The sequence below is a fragment of the Priestia sp. 179-F W1.4 NHS genome, assembly GCF_045369295.1.
Lineage (GTDB): Bacteria > Bacillota > Bacilli > Bacillales > Bacillaceae_H > Priestia > Priestia zanthoxyli.
Map to the genome: position 1 here is coordinate 1,726,067 of NZ_JBIQFF010000001.1, position 16,213 is coordinate 1,742,279.

16 protein-coding genes are annotated in these 16,213 nt (G+C 39.1%); all 16 read left to right on the forward strand.

Going from position 1 to position 16,213, the window contains the following annotated elements:
- Positions 1-53: 53 nt before the first annotated feature.
- Positions 54-821, forward strand: a complete 768-nt coding sequence (locus ACH0CI_RS09410) for a carotenoid biosynthesis protein (RefSeq protein WP_033579441.1) — start codon at positions 54-56, stop codon at positions 819-821.
- Positions 818-1,531 (forward strand): lysophospholipid acyltransferase family protein, encoded by a 714-nt coding sequence (locus tag ACH0CI_RS09415; protein ID WP_335707023.1) that lies wholly within the window; start codon positions 818-820, stop codon positions 1,529-1,531. The genes ACH0CI_RS09410 and ACH0CI_RS09415 overlap by 4 nt, the downstream gene beginning before the upstream one ends.
- Positions 1,528-2,634, forward strand: coding sequence for a glycosyltransferase family 2 protein (locus ACH0CI_RS09420; RefSeq protein ID WP_406901296.1), 1,107 nt, complete (start codon positions 1,528-1,530; stop codon positions 2,632-2,634). The genes ACH0CI_RS09415 and ACH0CI_RS09420 overlap by 4 nt, the downstream gene beginning before the upstream one ends.
- Positions 2,631-4,091: a phytoene desaturase family protein gene (locus ACH0CI_RS09425; RefSeq protein ID WP_406901297.1), complete on the forward strand. Its 1,461-nt coding sequence runs from the start codon at positions 2,631-2,633 to the stop codon at positions 4,089-4,091. Before ACH0CI_RS09420 ends, ACH0CI_RS09425 begins: the two co-directional genes overlap by 4 nt.
- 132 nt (positions 4,092-4,223) lie before the next feature.
- Positions 4,224-4,952, forward strand: a complete 729-nt coding sequence (locus ACH0CI_RS09430; protein ID WP_028412829.1) for a hypothetical protein — start codon at positions 4,224-4,226, stop codon at positions 4,950-4,952.
- A gap of 157 nt (positions 4,953-5,109) precedes the next feature.
- Positions 5,110-5,853 carry a sugar phosphate isomerase/epimerase family protein gene (locus ACH0CI_RS09435; protein WP_033579437.1) on the forward strand — a complete coding sequence of 248 codons (744 nt, stop codon included), beginning with the start codon at positions 5,110-5,112 and terminating at the stop codon, positions 5,851-5,853.
- Positions 5,850-6,809, forward strand: coding sequence for a sugar kinase (locus tag ACH0CI_RS09440; RefSeq protein WP_033579436.1), 960 nt, complete (start codon positions 5,850-5,852; stop codon positions 6,807-6,809). Before ACH0CI_RS09435 ends, ACH0CI_RS09440 begins: the two co-directional genes overlap by 4 nt.
- A 2-nt stretch (positions 6,810-6,811) precedes the next feature.
- Positions 6,812-8,092 carry an MFS transporter gene (locus ACH0CI_RS09445; RefSeq protein ID WP_013083743.1) on the forward strand — a complete coding sequence of 427 codons (1,281 nt, stop codon included), beginning with the start codon at positions 6,812-6,814 and terminating at the stop codon, positions 8,090-8,092.
- 26 nt (positions 8,093-8,118) lie between these two features.
- On the forward strand, positions 8,119-8,763 hold the full coding sequence (locus tag ACH0CI_RS09450) for a bifunctional 4-hydroxy-2-oxoglutarate aldolase/2-dehydro-3-deoxy-phosphogluconate aldolase (RefSeq protein WP_406901298.1): 645 nt from the start codon (positions 8,119-8,121) through the stop codon (positions 8,761-8,763).
- Positions 8,764-8,864: 101 nt separating this feature from the next.
- Positions 8,865-9,875 carry a LacI family DNA-binding transcriptional regulator gene (locus ACH0CI_RS09455; protein WP_034266759.1) on the forward strand — a complete coding sequence of 337 codons (1,011 nt, stop codon included), beginning with the start codon at positions 8,865-8,867 and terminating at the stop codon, positions 9,873-9,875.
- A 102-nt stretch (positions 9,876-9,977) separates the two neighbouring features.
- Positions 9,978-10,613, forward strand: a complete 636-nt coding sequence (gene hxlA, locus ACH0CI_RS09460) for a 3-hexulose-6-phosphate synthase (RefSeq protein ID WP_335707026.1) — start codon at positions 9,978-9,980, stop codon at positions 10,611-10,613.
- Complete coding sequence (hxlB, locus tag ACH0CI_RS09465) at positions 10,613-11,161, forward strand: 6-phospho-3-hexuloisomerase (protein WP_033579433.1); 549 nt, start codon at positions 10,613-10,615, stop codon at positions 11,159-11,161. The genes hxlA and hxlB overlap by 1 nt, the downstream gene beginning before the upstream one ends.
- Before the next feature lie 336 nt (positions 11,162-11,497).
- Positions 11,498-12,469: a DHH family phosphoesterase gene (locus tag ACH0CI_RS09470; RefSeq protein ID WP_098113318.1), complete on the forward strand. Its 972-nt coding sequence runs from the start codon at positions 11,498-11,500 to the stop codon at positions 12,467-12,469.
- Between the two features lie 21 nt (positions 12,470-12,490).
- Positions 12,491-13,240 (forward strand): SDR family oxidoreductase, encoded by a 750-nt coding sequence (locus ACH0CI_RS09475; RefSeq protein ID WP_033579431.1) that lies wholly within the window; start codon positions 12,491-12,493, stop codon positions 13,238-13,240.
- Between the two features lie 270 nt (positions 13,241-13,510).
- Entirely contained in the window at positions 13,511-14,158 is a 648-nt protein-coding gene (locus ACH0CI_RS09480; RefSeq protein ID WP_033579430.1) for a nitroreductase family protein, read from the forward strand.
- A gap of 426 nt (positions 14,159-14,584) precedes the next feature.
- On the forward strand, positions 14,585-16,156 hold the full coding sequence (locus tag ACH0CI_RS09485; protein ID WP_406901300.1) for an APC family permease: 1,572 nt from the start codon (positions 14,585-14,587) through the stop codon (positions 16,154-16,156).
- Positions 16,157-16,213: the final 57 nt, after the last annotated feature.

Below are 16,213 nucleotides of genomic sequence, written 5' to 3' on the forward strand. Positions count from 1 at the left end.
CAAGCTTATATAATAGCAATTTGATAAAAAGAAGCTGGAGAGAAGGTGAATCGATGATCACAAATGGTATTTATCGTTTTTTTCTTATTTGGTACGTATGCGGAGTCGTTTTGCTTTCATTTGATTTGCTGCCTTCATGGTTAGAATGGGCAAATGCTGTTTTTTTACACTTGAGCAGTCTTCTTGCTCTTATTTATCTAGCTAAAGCCTATGGAGTAAGGCGGGCACTGGTCGTTGCCGTATTTGTGACAGGCGCATCTATTTATGTCGAAAGTCTAGGTGTTAAACATGGGTTTTTGTTTGGATCCTACGATTATGAAAAAGATTTTGGCGCTAAAATCTTAGGAGTTCCTCTGACCATTGGATCGGCTTGGTTTATGGTCGTAATCACAAGCAGAATATTAGCTCTCGGAATTATGAAGCGCATGGAGCTGCCGTTTATTGTCCATGGAATTGCCTATGCGGTCATTAGTTCGCTATTTGCTGTTATTATGGATTTGGCTATTGATCCCGTTGCCTATGTTGTTAAACAATATTGGGTGTGGGAAGGGGACAGCTTTTATTATAATATTCCTTTATCCAATTTCTCCGGCTGGTTTTTACTGTCTTTCTTCATTCAGCTGGTCGTATATTTCTTTTTAGCTAAGGTTCCTAAAGAAGAAGAGCCGGTATGGGAAAGAAGAATGGTGTTTTTGTATAGTGCAGTCGTCATGATGTTTGTAATTGTAGCATTAGTAAATGGCCTGTGGCTTGTGGTATGGCTGACGATGATTCCTTTTCTTATTCTTTATATTGTGTATAAAAAGGAGACTCGCTTATGATTTATCCGAAGAAAAACTCAATATTTGAGCGCTTTTTTCAACTGTTTGTCACATATCAGCTCAAAAAACAGTTTTATCGTATTCATTTACATATAGAAGAGCTCCCAAAAGATAAAAAAATGTTATTAATTGCTAATCATTCCAGCTGGTGGGACGGTTTAGTGACATTTTATTTAAATAACGCGGTATTGAAAACAGATCTATACGCTATGATGTCTGAACAAGGAATGAAGGATTTTCCTTTTTTTCAACGAATTGGGGCTTTTTCAGTAAATGCAGCGTCTCCGAAGCATACGGTGGAATCGTTAAGGTTTGCCAGTAGGCTGTTAGAAGATAAAAAAGCGGTGCTTGTTTTTCCTCAAGGAAAAGAAGAGCATCTTGAGAAAAGACCGTTAGCTTTTTCTGAAGGACCTGCTTTTCTTCTAAAAAAGCAATCTGACGTTGAAGTTATTCCCATTACATATTATTATACGTTTCGCCATGATCAGCGACCGGAGCTTTTTATCTGGGTAGGGCAAGCTGTTTTTTACGACTTAGCCAATGCAAGAGAAGATATAACCAAAACGCTAGCCGCTGCAGTCACTGCTCAGCTCGATCATCAAAAACAAAACATCATTCAAGAAAACGATGAGGAATTTACGACTTTATTAAAAGGACGAAAGACGCTTAGCGAGTGGTTAACGTGGTGGAAAGCGAAGGTGAAAGAATGATTTACTATATGCTTTTATTTATTTTGATGCTGCTTCTAACCATTGTAAATATTCAAGCAATGCCTAAATTAAATAGATACAAGTTGAATTCAAAAACACCTCAGCCTCTCATTTCTATTTTGATTCCAATGCGAAACGAAGAACGAAATGTAAAGCGAATCATTTCTTCTGTTAAAGGATTAACGTACAGCAATCTAGAATGTGTCATACTAGACGATCAGTCCACAGATGAAACACGAACACAGCTGTGGAAAGAAATTCAAGGGGATTCAAGGTTTACCATCATAGAAGGAAAAGAGCTGAAAGAAGGGTGGGTAGGAAAAGTTCATGCCTGTCACCAGCTGTCACAAGCTGCAAATGGAGACTATTTATTGTTTGTAGATGCCGATGTACAGCTCAAAGAACGCACGCTAGAACATACTTTAGCCACCGCACAAGCGACAAAAGCAGCTCTTTTAACAGGATTTCCACGTTTTCCCGTAAAAACGTGGTTAGAAGCATTGGTTGTTCCGCTTCAGCATGTGGTTGTTTTTAGCTATTTACCGGTTGTGGTAGCGAACCGTAACAAGGTGAGCAAAGCTTCAGCAGCTCACGGTGCTTTTATGTTTATAAAAAAAGAAGCTTATGAGATCGCAGGAGGACATGAAGCTGTTAAAACTTCACTAGTAGAAGATGTGCATCTAGCTCAGCTTTTTAAGAAAAAGAAACAGCGCGTTATTTTAGCCAATATTACGTCTCACGTTAGCTGTTATATGTATGAAACAACTGAAGAAGTATGGAATGGGTTTGCTAAAAATATCTTTGTTGGTCTAGGCCGATCCGCTAAAGCAGTTTGGATACTGAGCGTTTTTTTTACCTGTTACTATGTGCTGCCGTTTCCTTTGTTTATAGCAGGAATTCTTACAGGCAACATACTTTGGATTCTTCCTTTTTGCATTATGCTTTTTCAGCGGTTTTTAATTGACCGGTCGGCTCAGCAAAAAGGGCTTTTGTTTCTTACTATGCCGGCGTCGGCAATTGTGCTGATGCTGCTCATGAACCATTCTATGAAGCGTGAACGAAAAAAGCAGGGATATGAATGGAAAGGAAGGCATTATCAATGAAAAAAATACTAATTGTCGGGGCAGGATTAGGCGGATTAGCTGCAGGAGTTCTTCTTCAAACAAAAGGGTTCGATGTCACAATCGTTGAAAAAAACGAGCACGTAGGCGGAAAAATGATGCCTGTGCAGCTAGGAGAATATTCTTTTGATTTCGGGCCTAATACCATTACAATGCCAGAAGTTTTTCAGTGGTTATTTGAGCAAGCGGGCGAACGTGCAGAAGACTATATGCCTCTTGTTAAACTAACGAATCATACAAATAATTTCTTCACCGACGGTTCACAATTTTCCATGTCTATCGACGAACGAAAAATGATTGAGCAGCTTGAACGTCTCGACCCCTTTGCTGCTAAACAATACCCGGCCTATTTAAAAGAAGTAAAAAGAATATATGACATTGCAAAAAGTCAATTTTTCTACCGGACATTTTCGTCATGGAAAGATTACACAAACCCTTCTCTATTAAAAGCACTGCTGCAAGTAAGGCCGTTTGAAACAATAGATACGTTTCATCAGCGCTTTTTTCGAAATGAAAACATTCGAAATGCATTTAATCGATACGCAACCTATATTGGATCTTCACCTTATACATCGCCCGCTACCTTTTCACTGATTGGACACTTAGAAATGAATGACGGGGTGTACTATGTAAAAGGAGGAAATACTAGAATTGCAAAAGGGCTGGGGCATGTGTTCCAAAAAGCCGGCGGAAAGCTGTACACAAACTGCAGCGTGACTGAAATAGTAGTAAAAAATAAGCGGGCTGTCGGAGTGGAAGTGAATGGAGAAGAAAAGATAGACGCGGATATCGTTATTGTAAACGGGGACTTGCTAAAAGCCTATCCGGCACTCGTAAAAGAGCAGGATAGACCTCATTTTAAAAACAAAAAAGCAGCTGAGTTTGAGCCTTCCATATCAGCCTATGTAATTATGGCAGCAGTTAAAAAGCGCTTTTCTCAGCTGATTCATCATCAAGTGTACTTTTCTCAGGATTACAAGCAGGAATTCTATGAACTATTTCAGCAAAAAACGCTTCCAACCGACCCTACCATTTACGTTTGTAATTCTTCGTATACCGATAACACGGTAGCTCCGGGTGATAATTTATTTATTTTAGTGAATGCCCCTGCTGTAAAAGAAGAGAATCAAGAAAAAATGAAAGCTTACAGAGAGGTTGTCTATCGCAAGCTTTCTCAGTTTGGTTTAGATATTGAGCCCTCGCTTGTACATGAACGAATTGTTACTCCATGTGAAATTGAACAAACCTTTGGTGCATTTAAAGGCGCTTTGTATGGAGTGAGTTCAAATCGGAAAATGGATAGTTTTCTTCGTCCAAGCAACGTCTCAAAAGATGTTAAAAACTTATATTTTGTAGGAGGAACGACTCACCCAGGCGGGGGATCTCCTATGGTCACAATTAGCGGTATTAATGTAGCTACGCTTATTTCATCTTCCTAATTGATAAATCAGGATTGTCAAAAAGTTTAGTTTTTTGGTACTATAAGAAAGGACAGAGGCTGTTAACCACCTGTTCTCGCGGATGGAAAAAAATGTTACATAATGAAGTTGAAAAGGTGATTACATAACTATATGATTGTATTTACGTGTCTTATTATTATCATAAGCATTATTCGTCCGTACTTGGAGAGCGTGACTGTTAAGCGAATTGCTTCAGAAGGCAAAAAAATTCGCTACTACAAAGAACAGTTCTTTTTTTATGTGCTAATTTTACTATTTTATATTGCGGTGATGGTATACCATGCGGTTCCACTTTCTATGTTAGGATTGCAGGGAGTATATCTAGATACGATTCACCGGACGGCTCCGTATCCAGCGTGGATTGAATATCTGCTGCTTTTAATCTTTGCCGGTTTTATTATTATTTCCATTATGATCCAATGGATGAAAGATCATGGAGAAACGGTTTTTGTGGAACAGGAGATGCCCACGTCAATTGAGGCAACCGTTCCTAAAACAGAAAGAGAGCAAAAGTGGTGGCTTGCATACAGCGGTATTTCCAGCTTCGTAGAAAGCACCGTCTATTTTCCTAGCTTTTATTTATATAGTCACTATGTATTAGCCATTCAAAATACATGGGTGTTGGCTATTTTAATTGGTATTGGTTATTTCCTATCACAGCTAGCTTTTCAGCGTGACCGTTTGAGTGTCCAGACGCTGTTAGTTGGTATCGGGCTAGGCGCTTTATTTATCATGACAAAGTCAGTTGTAATCATGGTCTTGTACTATGGTTTTAGTTTCTTAATCTATGATATTTATCAACAAGATCGCAATTTAGTAAAAAGCACAGAAGATCACTAAGAAACAACACGGCATAACGCCGTGTTGTTTCTTTTTTTTATAATTTATAAAAAAAGCTTGAAAAGCGCTTTCAATAGTCTTATAATTTAGATAAATCGATTTACTAAACCGGTTTAGTAAGTGGTTAGCTAGTATAATAAGAAAGGTAGGTCGATTTATGAATCATATCATTATTCCTTTAAATGCATTTGAAACGACAAGCTCTCAGCACACCATGATTGGGAAAATATATGAACAGCAAGTACATGGAGTGGAAATTCGAAGAGAGTTAATGAAAAAAGTAGATCAAGAGATTGAGCTTATTGCCGAAGAATTAAAAAGATATCCGCTTTTTACAGTATATTCGGCTCCAATCGAACTGTGGAAAGAAAGTGGAGAGTTAAACAAACAAGAATTAAAATCTATTCTTGAAGAAGCCGTATCACTTGGCGCTCAGTGGGTAAAAGTTTCTCTTGGTTTTTATCAGCCACAATCACCTATAGGGGAATTGCAGGAGCTATTGCAGGCATTTCCAGCTTTACATCTATTTGTGGAAAACGATCAAACCAGTTATGGAGGCAACATAGCATCTTTGCACGCATTTTTTGATAACGCTTACGAAATTCCTGTTTCCATGACGTTTGATATTGGTAACTGGCTTTATGTACAGGAACGACCCCAGGAAGCAATCAAAAAGCTAAGGTCCTTTGTAGGCTATATTCATATTAAACACGTAATAAAGAATAGCGGAAAGCTAGTAACAACCTCTATATCAAACGATTCAAATGAAATGTGGAAAGATATTTTGAAAGGGTTTTCTCATTCGATTTTTAAAGCTTTAGAGTTTCCAATCGATGAACCGGAACAAATCCCCCGCTTCATTTCATTGGTGCAAGCAGCAGAACAGGAGGAAGTGCAATGAATTCATTAGACGTTATTACCTTCGGAGAAGCAATGGCGATGTTCATGGCAGAACAACCAGGACCGCTGTATGAGATTAAGCATTATACAAAAGAGCTAGCCGGAGCAGAAACAAATGTAGCAATTGGTCTCGCTCGTCTCGGTCTGCGCGCAGGGTGGGTGAGCAAAGTCGGCAATGATCCTTTCGGTACGTTTATTATGAAACGGCTACAAGAGGAGTCGGTCAACACCGATTGTGTACTAGTAGATAGCGAACATTCAACAGGCTTTCAAATTAAATCAAAAGTGGAAGTGGGAGATCCGGAAGTTTGTTACTTCCGAAAAAATTCGGCAGCCAGTCACTTGCACCCACGCGATTTTAATCGAAACTATTTTTTAGCGGCAAAACACATGCATATGACAGGAATACCGCTTGCTGTGTCAGCAAGCATGCGTGAATTTGCTCTACACGCGCTTACCTCGATGAAAGCAGCTGGCAGAACGGTTTCCTTTGACCCGAACCTGCGACCGACTCTTTGGACATCGAAGGAAGAAATGATTTTTACAATCAACGAAGCTGCTAAACAAGCAAACTACGTTCTGCCAGGCATTGAAGAAGGGAAAATTTTAACCGGATACGAAAACCCAGAAGACATCGCTTCTTACTATTTAGATGCAGGCGTAGAGCTTGTCGTTATTAAACTAGGTGAACAAGGAGCCTTTTTTAAGACGGCTAAAGAGCAAGGAATGGTTGAAGGAATAAAAGTCAAACAAATAGTGGATACAGTCGGTGCAGGAGACGGCTTTGCAGTAGGGCTGTTAAGCGGACTTCTTCAACATGATTCTCTTACTCAATCTGTCATGAGAGCAAATGCTATTGGGTCATTAGCTGTACAAAGCCCTGGAGATAACGACGGATATCCAACTGAACAGCAGTTGCAAAAATATATGGAATCCCAAAAACAAGGAGTGAAGTGATAATGAAACAGCAGCTAGCAAAAAAAAGATGGCTTCGGTTAATTCCTATCGTATTTATTACGTATAGCCTTGCATATTTAGACCGTGCAAACTACGGGTTTGGAGCAGCAGCAGGGCTGGCAGAAGATCTTCATATTACGCCAGGTATTTCGTCTTTATTAGGATCGCTCTTTTTCTTAGGTTATTTCTTTTTCCAAATTCCTGGCGCTCACTATGCTGAAAATAAAAGCGCCAAAAAGCTGATTTTTTGGTCTCTGATTTTATGGGGAGCACTTGCTACAGCTACAGGTATGGTAAGCCACGTCGGATTTTTGTTTGTTATTCGATTTGCTTTAGGAGTAGTGGAAAGTGCCGTTATGCCTGCTATGCTCGTTTTTTTAAGCCACTGGTTTACAAAAGCAGAACGTTCTAGAGCCAACACGTTCTTAATTTTAGGAAACCCGGCAACGGTCCTTTGGATGTCAATTGTTTCTGGATATTTGCTAGAATCATTTGGCTGGAGATGGATGTTTATTTTAGAAGGTTTTCCAGCTGTTATTTGGGCGTTTTTATGGTGGAAACTAGTAAACGATGAGCCAAAAGATGCAGGCTGGCTGTCGAAAAAAGAAAAAGCAGACTTACACGATGCGCTGCAAAAAGAACAAGAAGGAATTAAACCTGTTAAAGGCTATAAAGAAGCTTTCAAAAATCGTACTGTCATTTTATTAAGCATTCAATATGCTTTATGGAGTATTGGCGTCTACGGATTTGTTATGTGGCTGCCGTCTATTATTAAAGCAGCGCCTAACATGAGTATAGTGAAGACAGGGTGGTTAGCGTCCGTTCCTTACGTATTAGCAGTCGTATTAATGTTAACGGTTTCATATCTGTCAGATAAGTTTTTAAAACGAAGCGCATTTGTATGGCCGTTCTTATTAGTAGGAGCTCTTGCCTTTTACGGATCTTATTTAGTTGGCACAAGCAACTTCTGGCTTTCTTTTACTTTACTCGTTATCGCCGGAGGAACGATGTATGCTCCGTACGGACCGTTCTTTGCGATTATTCCTGAAATTTTACCGCGTAATGTTGCCGGAGGAGCGATGGCTTTAATTAATAGCATGGGGGCACTTGGTTCATTTGCCGGTTCTTATATTGTAGGATTTTTAAATGGATCAACAGGAGGGTTTGGCGCTTCCTATATCTTTATGGCTGGATCATTATTCCTTGCGGCAGTTTTAACCATTGTCGCAACGAAAAAGCCAAGAGAAGTTCAGAGTGTGAAGCCAGTTGAAACAACGGCTTAATGTAACGATAGAAAAGGAGAATTGAGATGCATATTGAGAAAATTACAAGTAGCGGTATTGTAGCGGTCATTCGAGGAGCAAGCGCTGAGCGAATTATTCCGCTTGCCTACGCGTTAAAAGAAGGCGGAGTAACAAATCTAGAAATCACAATGGAAAACCCTGCTGCCGTAGCGGTTATTAAAGAATTGAAAAATGAATTTGACGATTCGATGTTTATTGGAGCAGGAACTGTTCTAGACGAAGAAACAGCACGAATTGCCATTATGGCAGGAGCGTCATTTATTTTTTCCCCTACGGTGAACGAACGAACAATTAAAACGGCTAAAAGATACGGAGTCATTAGCGTTCCGGGCGCTTTTACACCTACTGAAATTTTAACAGCCTATGAATGCGGCGCAGATATGATTAAAGTCTTCCCGGCAAGCGTAGTAGGCCCCGCTTATTTTAAAAATATAGCAGGACCGCTTCCTCATATTCCGTTAATGCCAACAGGCGGCGTTACGGCTGAGAATGCGGGAGCTTATATTAAAGCTGGAGCAGCTGCTATTGGAGCAGGAAGCACATTAGTGGATGGCAAGCAGCTTCCAACTCCTGAATACTTACTTCAAGTAACAAGGGAAGCGAAACGTTTTACTCATGAAATTCAAGAAGCTAGGCTTGCGTACGCTTAATAAATAAAGCCTTCTGCTAGCAAGAAGGCTTTTCCTTTTTCGTTTTTTTCGTTTACACTAGGAGTAGCATAATTTTAGGGATTGAATGAAAAGGACGGATCATGATGCAAAAAGTTACTATGCTGGACGTTGCAAAAGCAGCAAATGTCTCCAAAAGCACCGTATCACAATACATTAACAAGCGATACGAATATATGGGCGAAGAAACGCGAAAGAAAATTAAAGAAGCGATTGATACACTGGGCTATCAGCCCAACTATCTAGCACGAAGCTTAAAACAAAAGCGAACGTCGATGATTGGGATTATTGTTGCCAATATTATGCACAGATTTTCTACGGAAGTCATTCGTGCCATTGAAGACTATTGCCATTCGCAAGATATACATGCCATCATTTGCAACGCAGATGATGACCCTGATAAAGAAAAGAAATATATTAATATGTTAAAAGCAAAGCAAGTAGATGGCCTTATTTTATTTCCAACGGGTGCCAATACTTCTCTTTATGAGCAGATGATCAAAGAAGAATATCCGGTTGTTATTATGGATCGTAAAATTCATGATGTAAAAGGAAAAATTCCATCCGTAGTGGCGAACAACCAAGAAGCCACAAAACAGGCTATTTTGCATCTGCTGGAGCTTGGACATAAGCATATAGCGATTATTACAGAACCCTTAACTATTACACCCCGGATTGAACGTGTAGAAGGGTACAAAGAAGCGTTAACATCAGCCAATATGCCTGTAAATGAATTTATGATTATTAACTGCAAAAAAGCGGACATGCAAAAAGCGCTGGAGAAGCTATTTGCAGCCGATAATCCGCCGACAGCGCTGCTGGCTGGAAACGATTTAGTCTTCATTGAAGTGCAGAAATTTATTAAACAACACGGATTTAATATCCCGAATGATTTATCTTTAATTGTTTATGATAATATTCCTTACGCAGATGTAGCAACGCCTGCCGTTACCACGATTTCGCAGCCTGCTTTTGACATGGGAACAAAAGCAGCAGATTTACTTATTAAACAAATTTTGAAAGAAAAGATAGCTTATGAAGAGTACCAGTATGAATGTGAATTAATTATTCGAGAAACAACGTTGTCGCATTAAGCTAAAAAGAGCGCCTATGGCGTGCTCTTTTTAGCTCATCAAAATATTCGTTTTTTTTACGCTGTTACTAAACCGGTTTAGTAGAAAGTGAGGAGAAGAAAGATGAAGATACAATTAGCATTAGATCGCGTCACAATTGAAGAAGCTATTATCCTTGCCAAGCTGGCAGAACCCTATGTTGATTGGATTGAAGTAGGTACATCTCTTATAAAAGAGTATGGAATTGAAAGCATTTATAAAATCAAACAGGCATTTCCGCACAAAACGATTGTAGCAGATATCAAAACGATTGATAACGCAGAGTATGAGTTTACCATGTGCTATCAAGCAGGAGCAGATATAGCAACAGTAATGGGCGTATCACCTTTACCCACGATAGAGACGTGTGCAAATGTCAGCGAAAAATGGAATAAAAAAATGATGGTTGATTTATTAAACACGTCAAGCAGCTCGCAAAAGCAAGTAAGTATTTATAGAAGCGCTATTTTTTGCCATCATATCAGCAAAGACGAGCAAGAAAAAGAAGGAAAATCGCTGAGTCAAATAAATTTGCGGCAGTATTTTCATTCAGATGCGCAAATAGCAGTAGCAGGAGGAATTAATCCAGCCTCAGTAGCATCATTACTTCAAATGAAAGCGGACGTCGCGATTATTGGATCAGCGATTACAAAAAGTGCGGATGTGGCAAAGGCATCTGCTGAATTTCAAGACTTATTTATGAGCAGGGGGAACGTATAATGACAAAAACACAAACGATTTTACATGAAATTACGACCGTAATGAATCACATAAAAGAACCGCAAATAGAAGAAGTAGCGTTTTCACTTTACCAAGCAAAACGAATTTTTGTTATAGGCGAAGGTCGCTCCGGGTTAATGGGCAAATCATTTGCGATGAGACTGATGCATTTAGGTGCAACAGTATACGTTGTAGGAGAGACCATTACTCCTTCGATTGCAGCGGGTGACGTATTGGTGGCTGTATCTGGTTCAGGAAAAACACAGCAAGTGGTGAGCGTAGCTAAAAAAGCCAAAGAAGTAGGATGTTCAGTTATCGGCATTTCAGCTAGTACAGAATCACCATTAACTGCTCATACTGATGAGCTGCTGCACATTCCCGCTGCAACCAAATACCGAAGCGAAAATGAAGCCGCTTCTATTCAGCCGCTTGGTTCATTGTTTGATCAATGTGCTCATGTTGTGTTTGATACGATTTGCTTAGAATACGGGAATTTGAACCAAACGGATCATGAACAGGCGTTTAAGCAGCACAGCAATTTAGAGTAAGCGGAAATAGGCTGAAACAAAAGTAGGTTGGTTAAAAGAAAATCCGAACGATGAGTCGAGATTCTTGATGGAGAATCACATTCGTTCGGATTTTTTTATTGGTATTGGTGAGCGTAGGTTTCATGTGTGTAGTTGCTTCTAGCTGTTGATTGGATCGATGTAGTTATGTCTCACTCTCTTTTGATACAGGTAAGTCTAAACGTTTACTTCACTTTTGTTTATTGCGAAGATATTCCTTCTCTTCAAAGTAAATAACAGCATTTTTATGTTGAAATTGCTATAATATACAAGCCGGTACATATACTAAGGCGACTGAAAATAAAGGAGTTTTGATTGATGACAAAAATAAAATTAATTTCACATAACGATTTAGACGGGGTAAGTCCAGCACTGTTGGGTCGGTTAGCGTTTGGCGACGACAACTTTGATTACAGCACGGTAAGCATTGGCCGCATCAATGACACAGTGACGCATTTTATTGAAGAAGAAAACGATGGAGACACAGCTTTATACATAACGGATATTAGCGTAAACGATGAAGTAGCGGAAAAATTAAATGAACTGGTAAAAAAAGGCCAGAAAATCACTCTTATTGACCATCATATCTCTGCTCTTCCACTAGCTGAGAAATACGATTGGGTTCATGTTATTGCAGAAGACGAAAACGGTAAAAAGACAGCAGCTACATCTCTTTTCTACGACTACTTAGTGCGCAACAACATGCTTCAAAAAACGGAGTTGCTTGATGAATATGTAGAACTTGTGCGCTTATTTGATACGTGGGACTGGTTTCATGAAAATAATTTGAAAGCAAAGCGCCTCAATCACCTATATTATCTAATCCCGCATGAAGAATTTAAAGAGACCATTCTAGAAACGCTTCGTGAATCGTACCATACTGAAAATCAAGAATTTACGTTTACGGACAAACACGAAATTTTACTAGAAGCAGAAGAAAAAAAGATTGAAAAATATATTTACGACAAGCAAAAACAAATCATAAAAGAAAGTGTTGAAATTGCTAAAACAGCGTACAACGTAGGCATTGTATTTGCAGATACATATCAGTCTGAGCTAGGAAATGCACTGTGTCTAGAAAACGAAGATATCGACTTTTCCGTTATGGTGGACATGGGACGCCAAAAGATTGGCTTCCGTGCAGTAAAAGACGAAATCAACTTAGCCGAAATTGTTGGGCACCTTGGAGGAGGAGGTCACCCAAAAGCTTCTGGATGCAAGTTAACGGCTGAAACGTTTGCTCTTTTCGTCACGGATCACTTGTTTAAAGACGAAGAAAAAAGTGAATAAAGCGTATAAGGAGGAGATGCTATGTCATTTAAAGATTTAGTTGTTGTTGTTACGGGAGCTGCGAATGGAATAGGAAAAGATGTATCACGCGCATACGCAAAACAAGGAGCAAAAGTGGTATTGGCAGATGTGGACGAAACCGAAGGCGAGCGTCACGCAGAAGCTATTCAAAGACAAGGCGGAGAAGCCATTTTTGTAAAAACAGACGTCCGAAAAGAAAGCGACATTTTACATCTCGTTGAAAAAACGGTCAGTACGTATGGAACGATACATATTTTGATTAATAATGCAGGCGTTTCCCGCTGGAAATCACCGTATGAGCTAACCGTTGATGAATGGGATGACATTATCAATACGAACCTGCGCAGCGTGTTTCTATGTTCTCGCGAAGCAGCTAAAGTGATGAGGAAAAACGAAAGCGGGGGCTCCATTGTAAACTTAGCTTCTACAAGAGCTTCAATGTCTGAACCAGATACAGAAGCCTATGCTGCTACAAAAGGAGGAATCGTTGCTTTAACTCATGCACTTGCCGTTTCGCTTGGTGATGACAACATCACGGTAAATGCTATTTCTCCAGGATGGATTGAGACATCTGACTACGATGGCCTTCGTGAAATCGATCATACGCAGCATCCGTCTAATCGGGTAGGAACGCCAGCCGATATCTCAAGAGCGTGTATGTACTTAACAAACGTCGAAAATGATTTTGTAACAGGAGCTAACCTCGTAGTAGACGGGGGAATGACGCGAAAGATGATTTATGAACATTAAGCATCTACGAAAAAAGACTGCCGTATTTAGCAGTCTTTTTTCATATAATCAAGAAAAGAAAAAGATAATAATTTTCGCTTGACAGAACAAAATAATCATTGTAAAGTAAGTTACATAAAGTAATTAAATTTCAATTAATATTTTTTTGGTTTAATATCTCGAATTAGAGATATAAGAATTCATTATATCTTGTTTATCTCCTTTTATCAGGGGGAAGGGTATAAACATGCAATTTAAGCTTAAAAAAACAAACAATTAGGAGTGTGGAAAATGGGTTTTTTAGATAAATTATTTGATAAATCAAGTGATCAACAACAGGTTGGAAAAGATTTTTATGAAGCAATTAAAAACCGACGTTCTATTTATGCAATTGATAAAAATGTAAAAATGTCAGAAGAAAAAATTGAAGAAATTATTAACTTTGCGGTGAAACATACTCCTTCAGCATTTAATTCCCAAAGCGCACGCGTAGTCGTTTTATTTGGCGAACAGCATGATAAAGTGTGGAATATTACGAGAGAAACGCTTCGTAAAATTGTTCCAGCTGAAAATTTTTCAGATACGGATCAAAAAATGAACTTATTCGGAAGCGGCTATGGAACAGTTCTTTTCTTTGAAGATCAAGAAGTAGTTGAAGGGCTGCAAAAGCAGTTCGCATCTTACAGCGAAAATTTCCCGGTTTGGTCTAACCAATCATCAGGCATGCTGCAGCATGTGATCTGGACAGCTCTTGAGCTCGAAGGCCTAGGAGCAACTTTACAGCATTACAATCCATTGATTGACGATGAAGTAAAAGCAGCTTGGAATATTCCAAGTTCATGGAAGCTGATTGCTCAAATGCCATTTGGTAATCCCGTGTCACCAGCGGGAGAAAAAGAATTTCAACCACTAAGTGAACGTGTAAAAGTATTTAAATAAGCAAAAAAAAGAGGCACGGGCAACATTATTTTAATTAAAGCAAAATCCGAACGATGAATCGTTCGGATTTTTTTATTGGTATGGCAAGCCTAGGTGTTGCGTATGTAGCTGCTTCTAGCGGTTGATTTCGTTATATCTCAGACCCTTTTTTACGGTAAATAGTTTGAATATTCTTTTATGTTTAACCTAAGAAAAATGCGGTTAAATAGGAGGAGTAGTCCTCAAATCTTCTGTGGAATTTATGCGCTATACATAAGCAATTCAACGATGTTTTACAAAAAAATAAAGTTTTTAACTTGGTTTTTTAGAGAATATTTGTTAACATATCCACTTGTGAGGTCTTAGTAAGAGGAGGATGATGTAAAGAATCCCATATCGGACGCAAGGGCGTAGATATGTGGAGTGGAAATTTTAAAGGAGGATATTATGTCTGATCAAGGAAATCAAGGAAAGTTTAAAAAATCAATATCGTTACTTGACCTAACGTTAATTGGGATGGGAGCTATTTTTGGTTCCGCCTGGTTATTTGCGGTTAGTAACGTAGCGTCAAAGGCTGGTCCAGCCGGAAGTTTTTCGTGGCTGATTGGCGGAGTCATTATTTTACTTATCGGTTTAGTGTATGCTGAACTTGGAGCAGCGCTGCCGCGTACCGGTGGAATTATCCGTTATCCGGTTTACTCACATGGTCATTTAGTGGGTTACTTAATTTCATTCATTACCATTATTGCTTACACAAGTTTGATTGCCATCGAGGTAACGGCTGTACGTCAGTATGTTGCGTTTTGGCTTCCTGGTCTAACTAAACATGGTTCTGAATCGCCTACTACAATCGGCTGGTTATTTCAGTTCGCGTTATTAACGCTATTTTTTATCATTAACTACGTAAGTGTAAAAGCATTTGCTAAGTCAAATGTTATTATATCTGTGTTCAAATATGCGGTTCCTCTTACAATTATCGTCGTGTTAGCTTATCACTTTAAATCAGCTAACTTTACAACTGGCGATTTTACTCCGTTTGGTTTTAATGGTATTCAAGCAGCCATTTCAACAGGTGGCGTTATGTTTGCTTACCTAGGACTTCACCCTATTGTTTCTGTAGCCAGTGAAGTTAAAAACCCGCAGCGTAATATTCCAATCGCGCTCATTATCTGTATTGTACTTTCAGCGATTATTTACACAGCACTGCAAGTATTGTTCATTGGTAACATTCCGGCTGATATGCTATCAGGAGGATGGGGAACAATTCAAGAGCAATTCTCTTTACCATTTAAAGATATTGCACTTATTTTAGGCCTTGGCTGGTTAGTAACGCTTGTTATTTTTGATGCTATTTTATCACCAGGCGGTAACGGGAACATCTTCATGAATACAACTTCTCGTTTAGTTTATGCTTGGTCTCGTAATGGAACACTATTTAAACGTTTCTCAAAAGTAGATAAGAAAACAGGAATTCCACGTGCGTCACTATGGCTATCGTTTGGAATGTCCGTATTCTGGACACTGCCATTTCCTTCTTGGGAAGCGCTAGTAAACGTATGTTCAGTAGCACTTATTCTGTCTTATGCGATTGCGCCAATTTCAGCTGCTGCATTCAGAGTAAATGCAAAAGACCTTAAAAAGCCTTTCAAATTAAAAGGCATGAGCGTTATTGCTCCTGTGTCATTTATCTTCTGTTCATACATCGTATATTGGTCAGGATGGACGACAATTTCTTGGCTTCTAGGATCACAGCTTCTAATGGTTGTTATCTACGTAGCATTTAAGAAATACGTACCAACTGACGTTGTAAAATTTGCACAGCAGCTTAAATCTGCTTGGTGGCTAGTTGCTTATTATATTATTATGCTTGTTATCTCTTACCTAGGCTCATTTGGTGGAGGACAAGATGTGCTAAGCAACCCGCTTGACTTAATTTTAATTGCTCTTGTTTCAATCGGTATTTTCTACTGGGCGAAATACACGGGTTTACCAAAAGCAGTTATCGATACGGATGATTAATAAAAAACACGGCATGAATTCATGCCGTGTTTTTCGTTTGTATAGGGGTGTACTCTA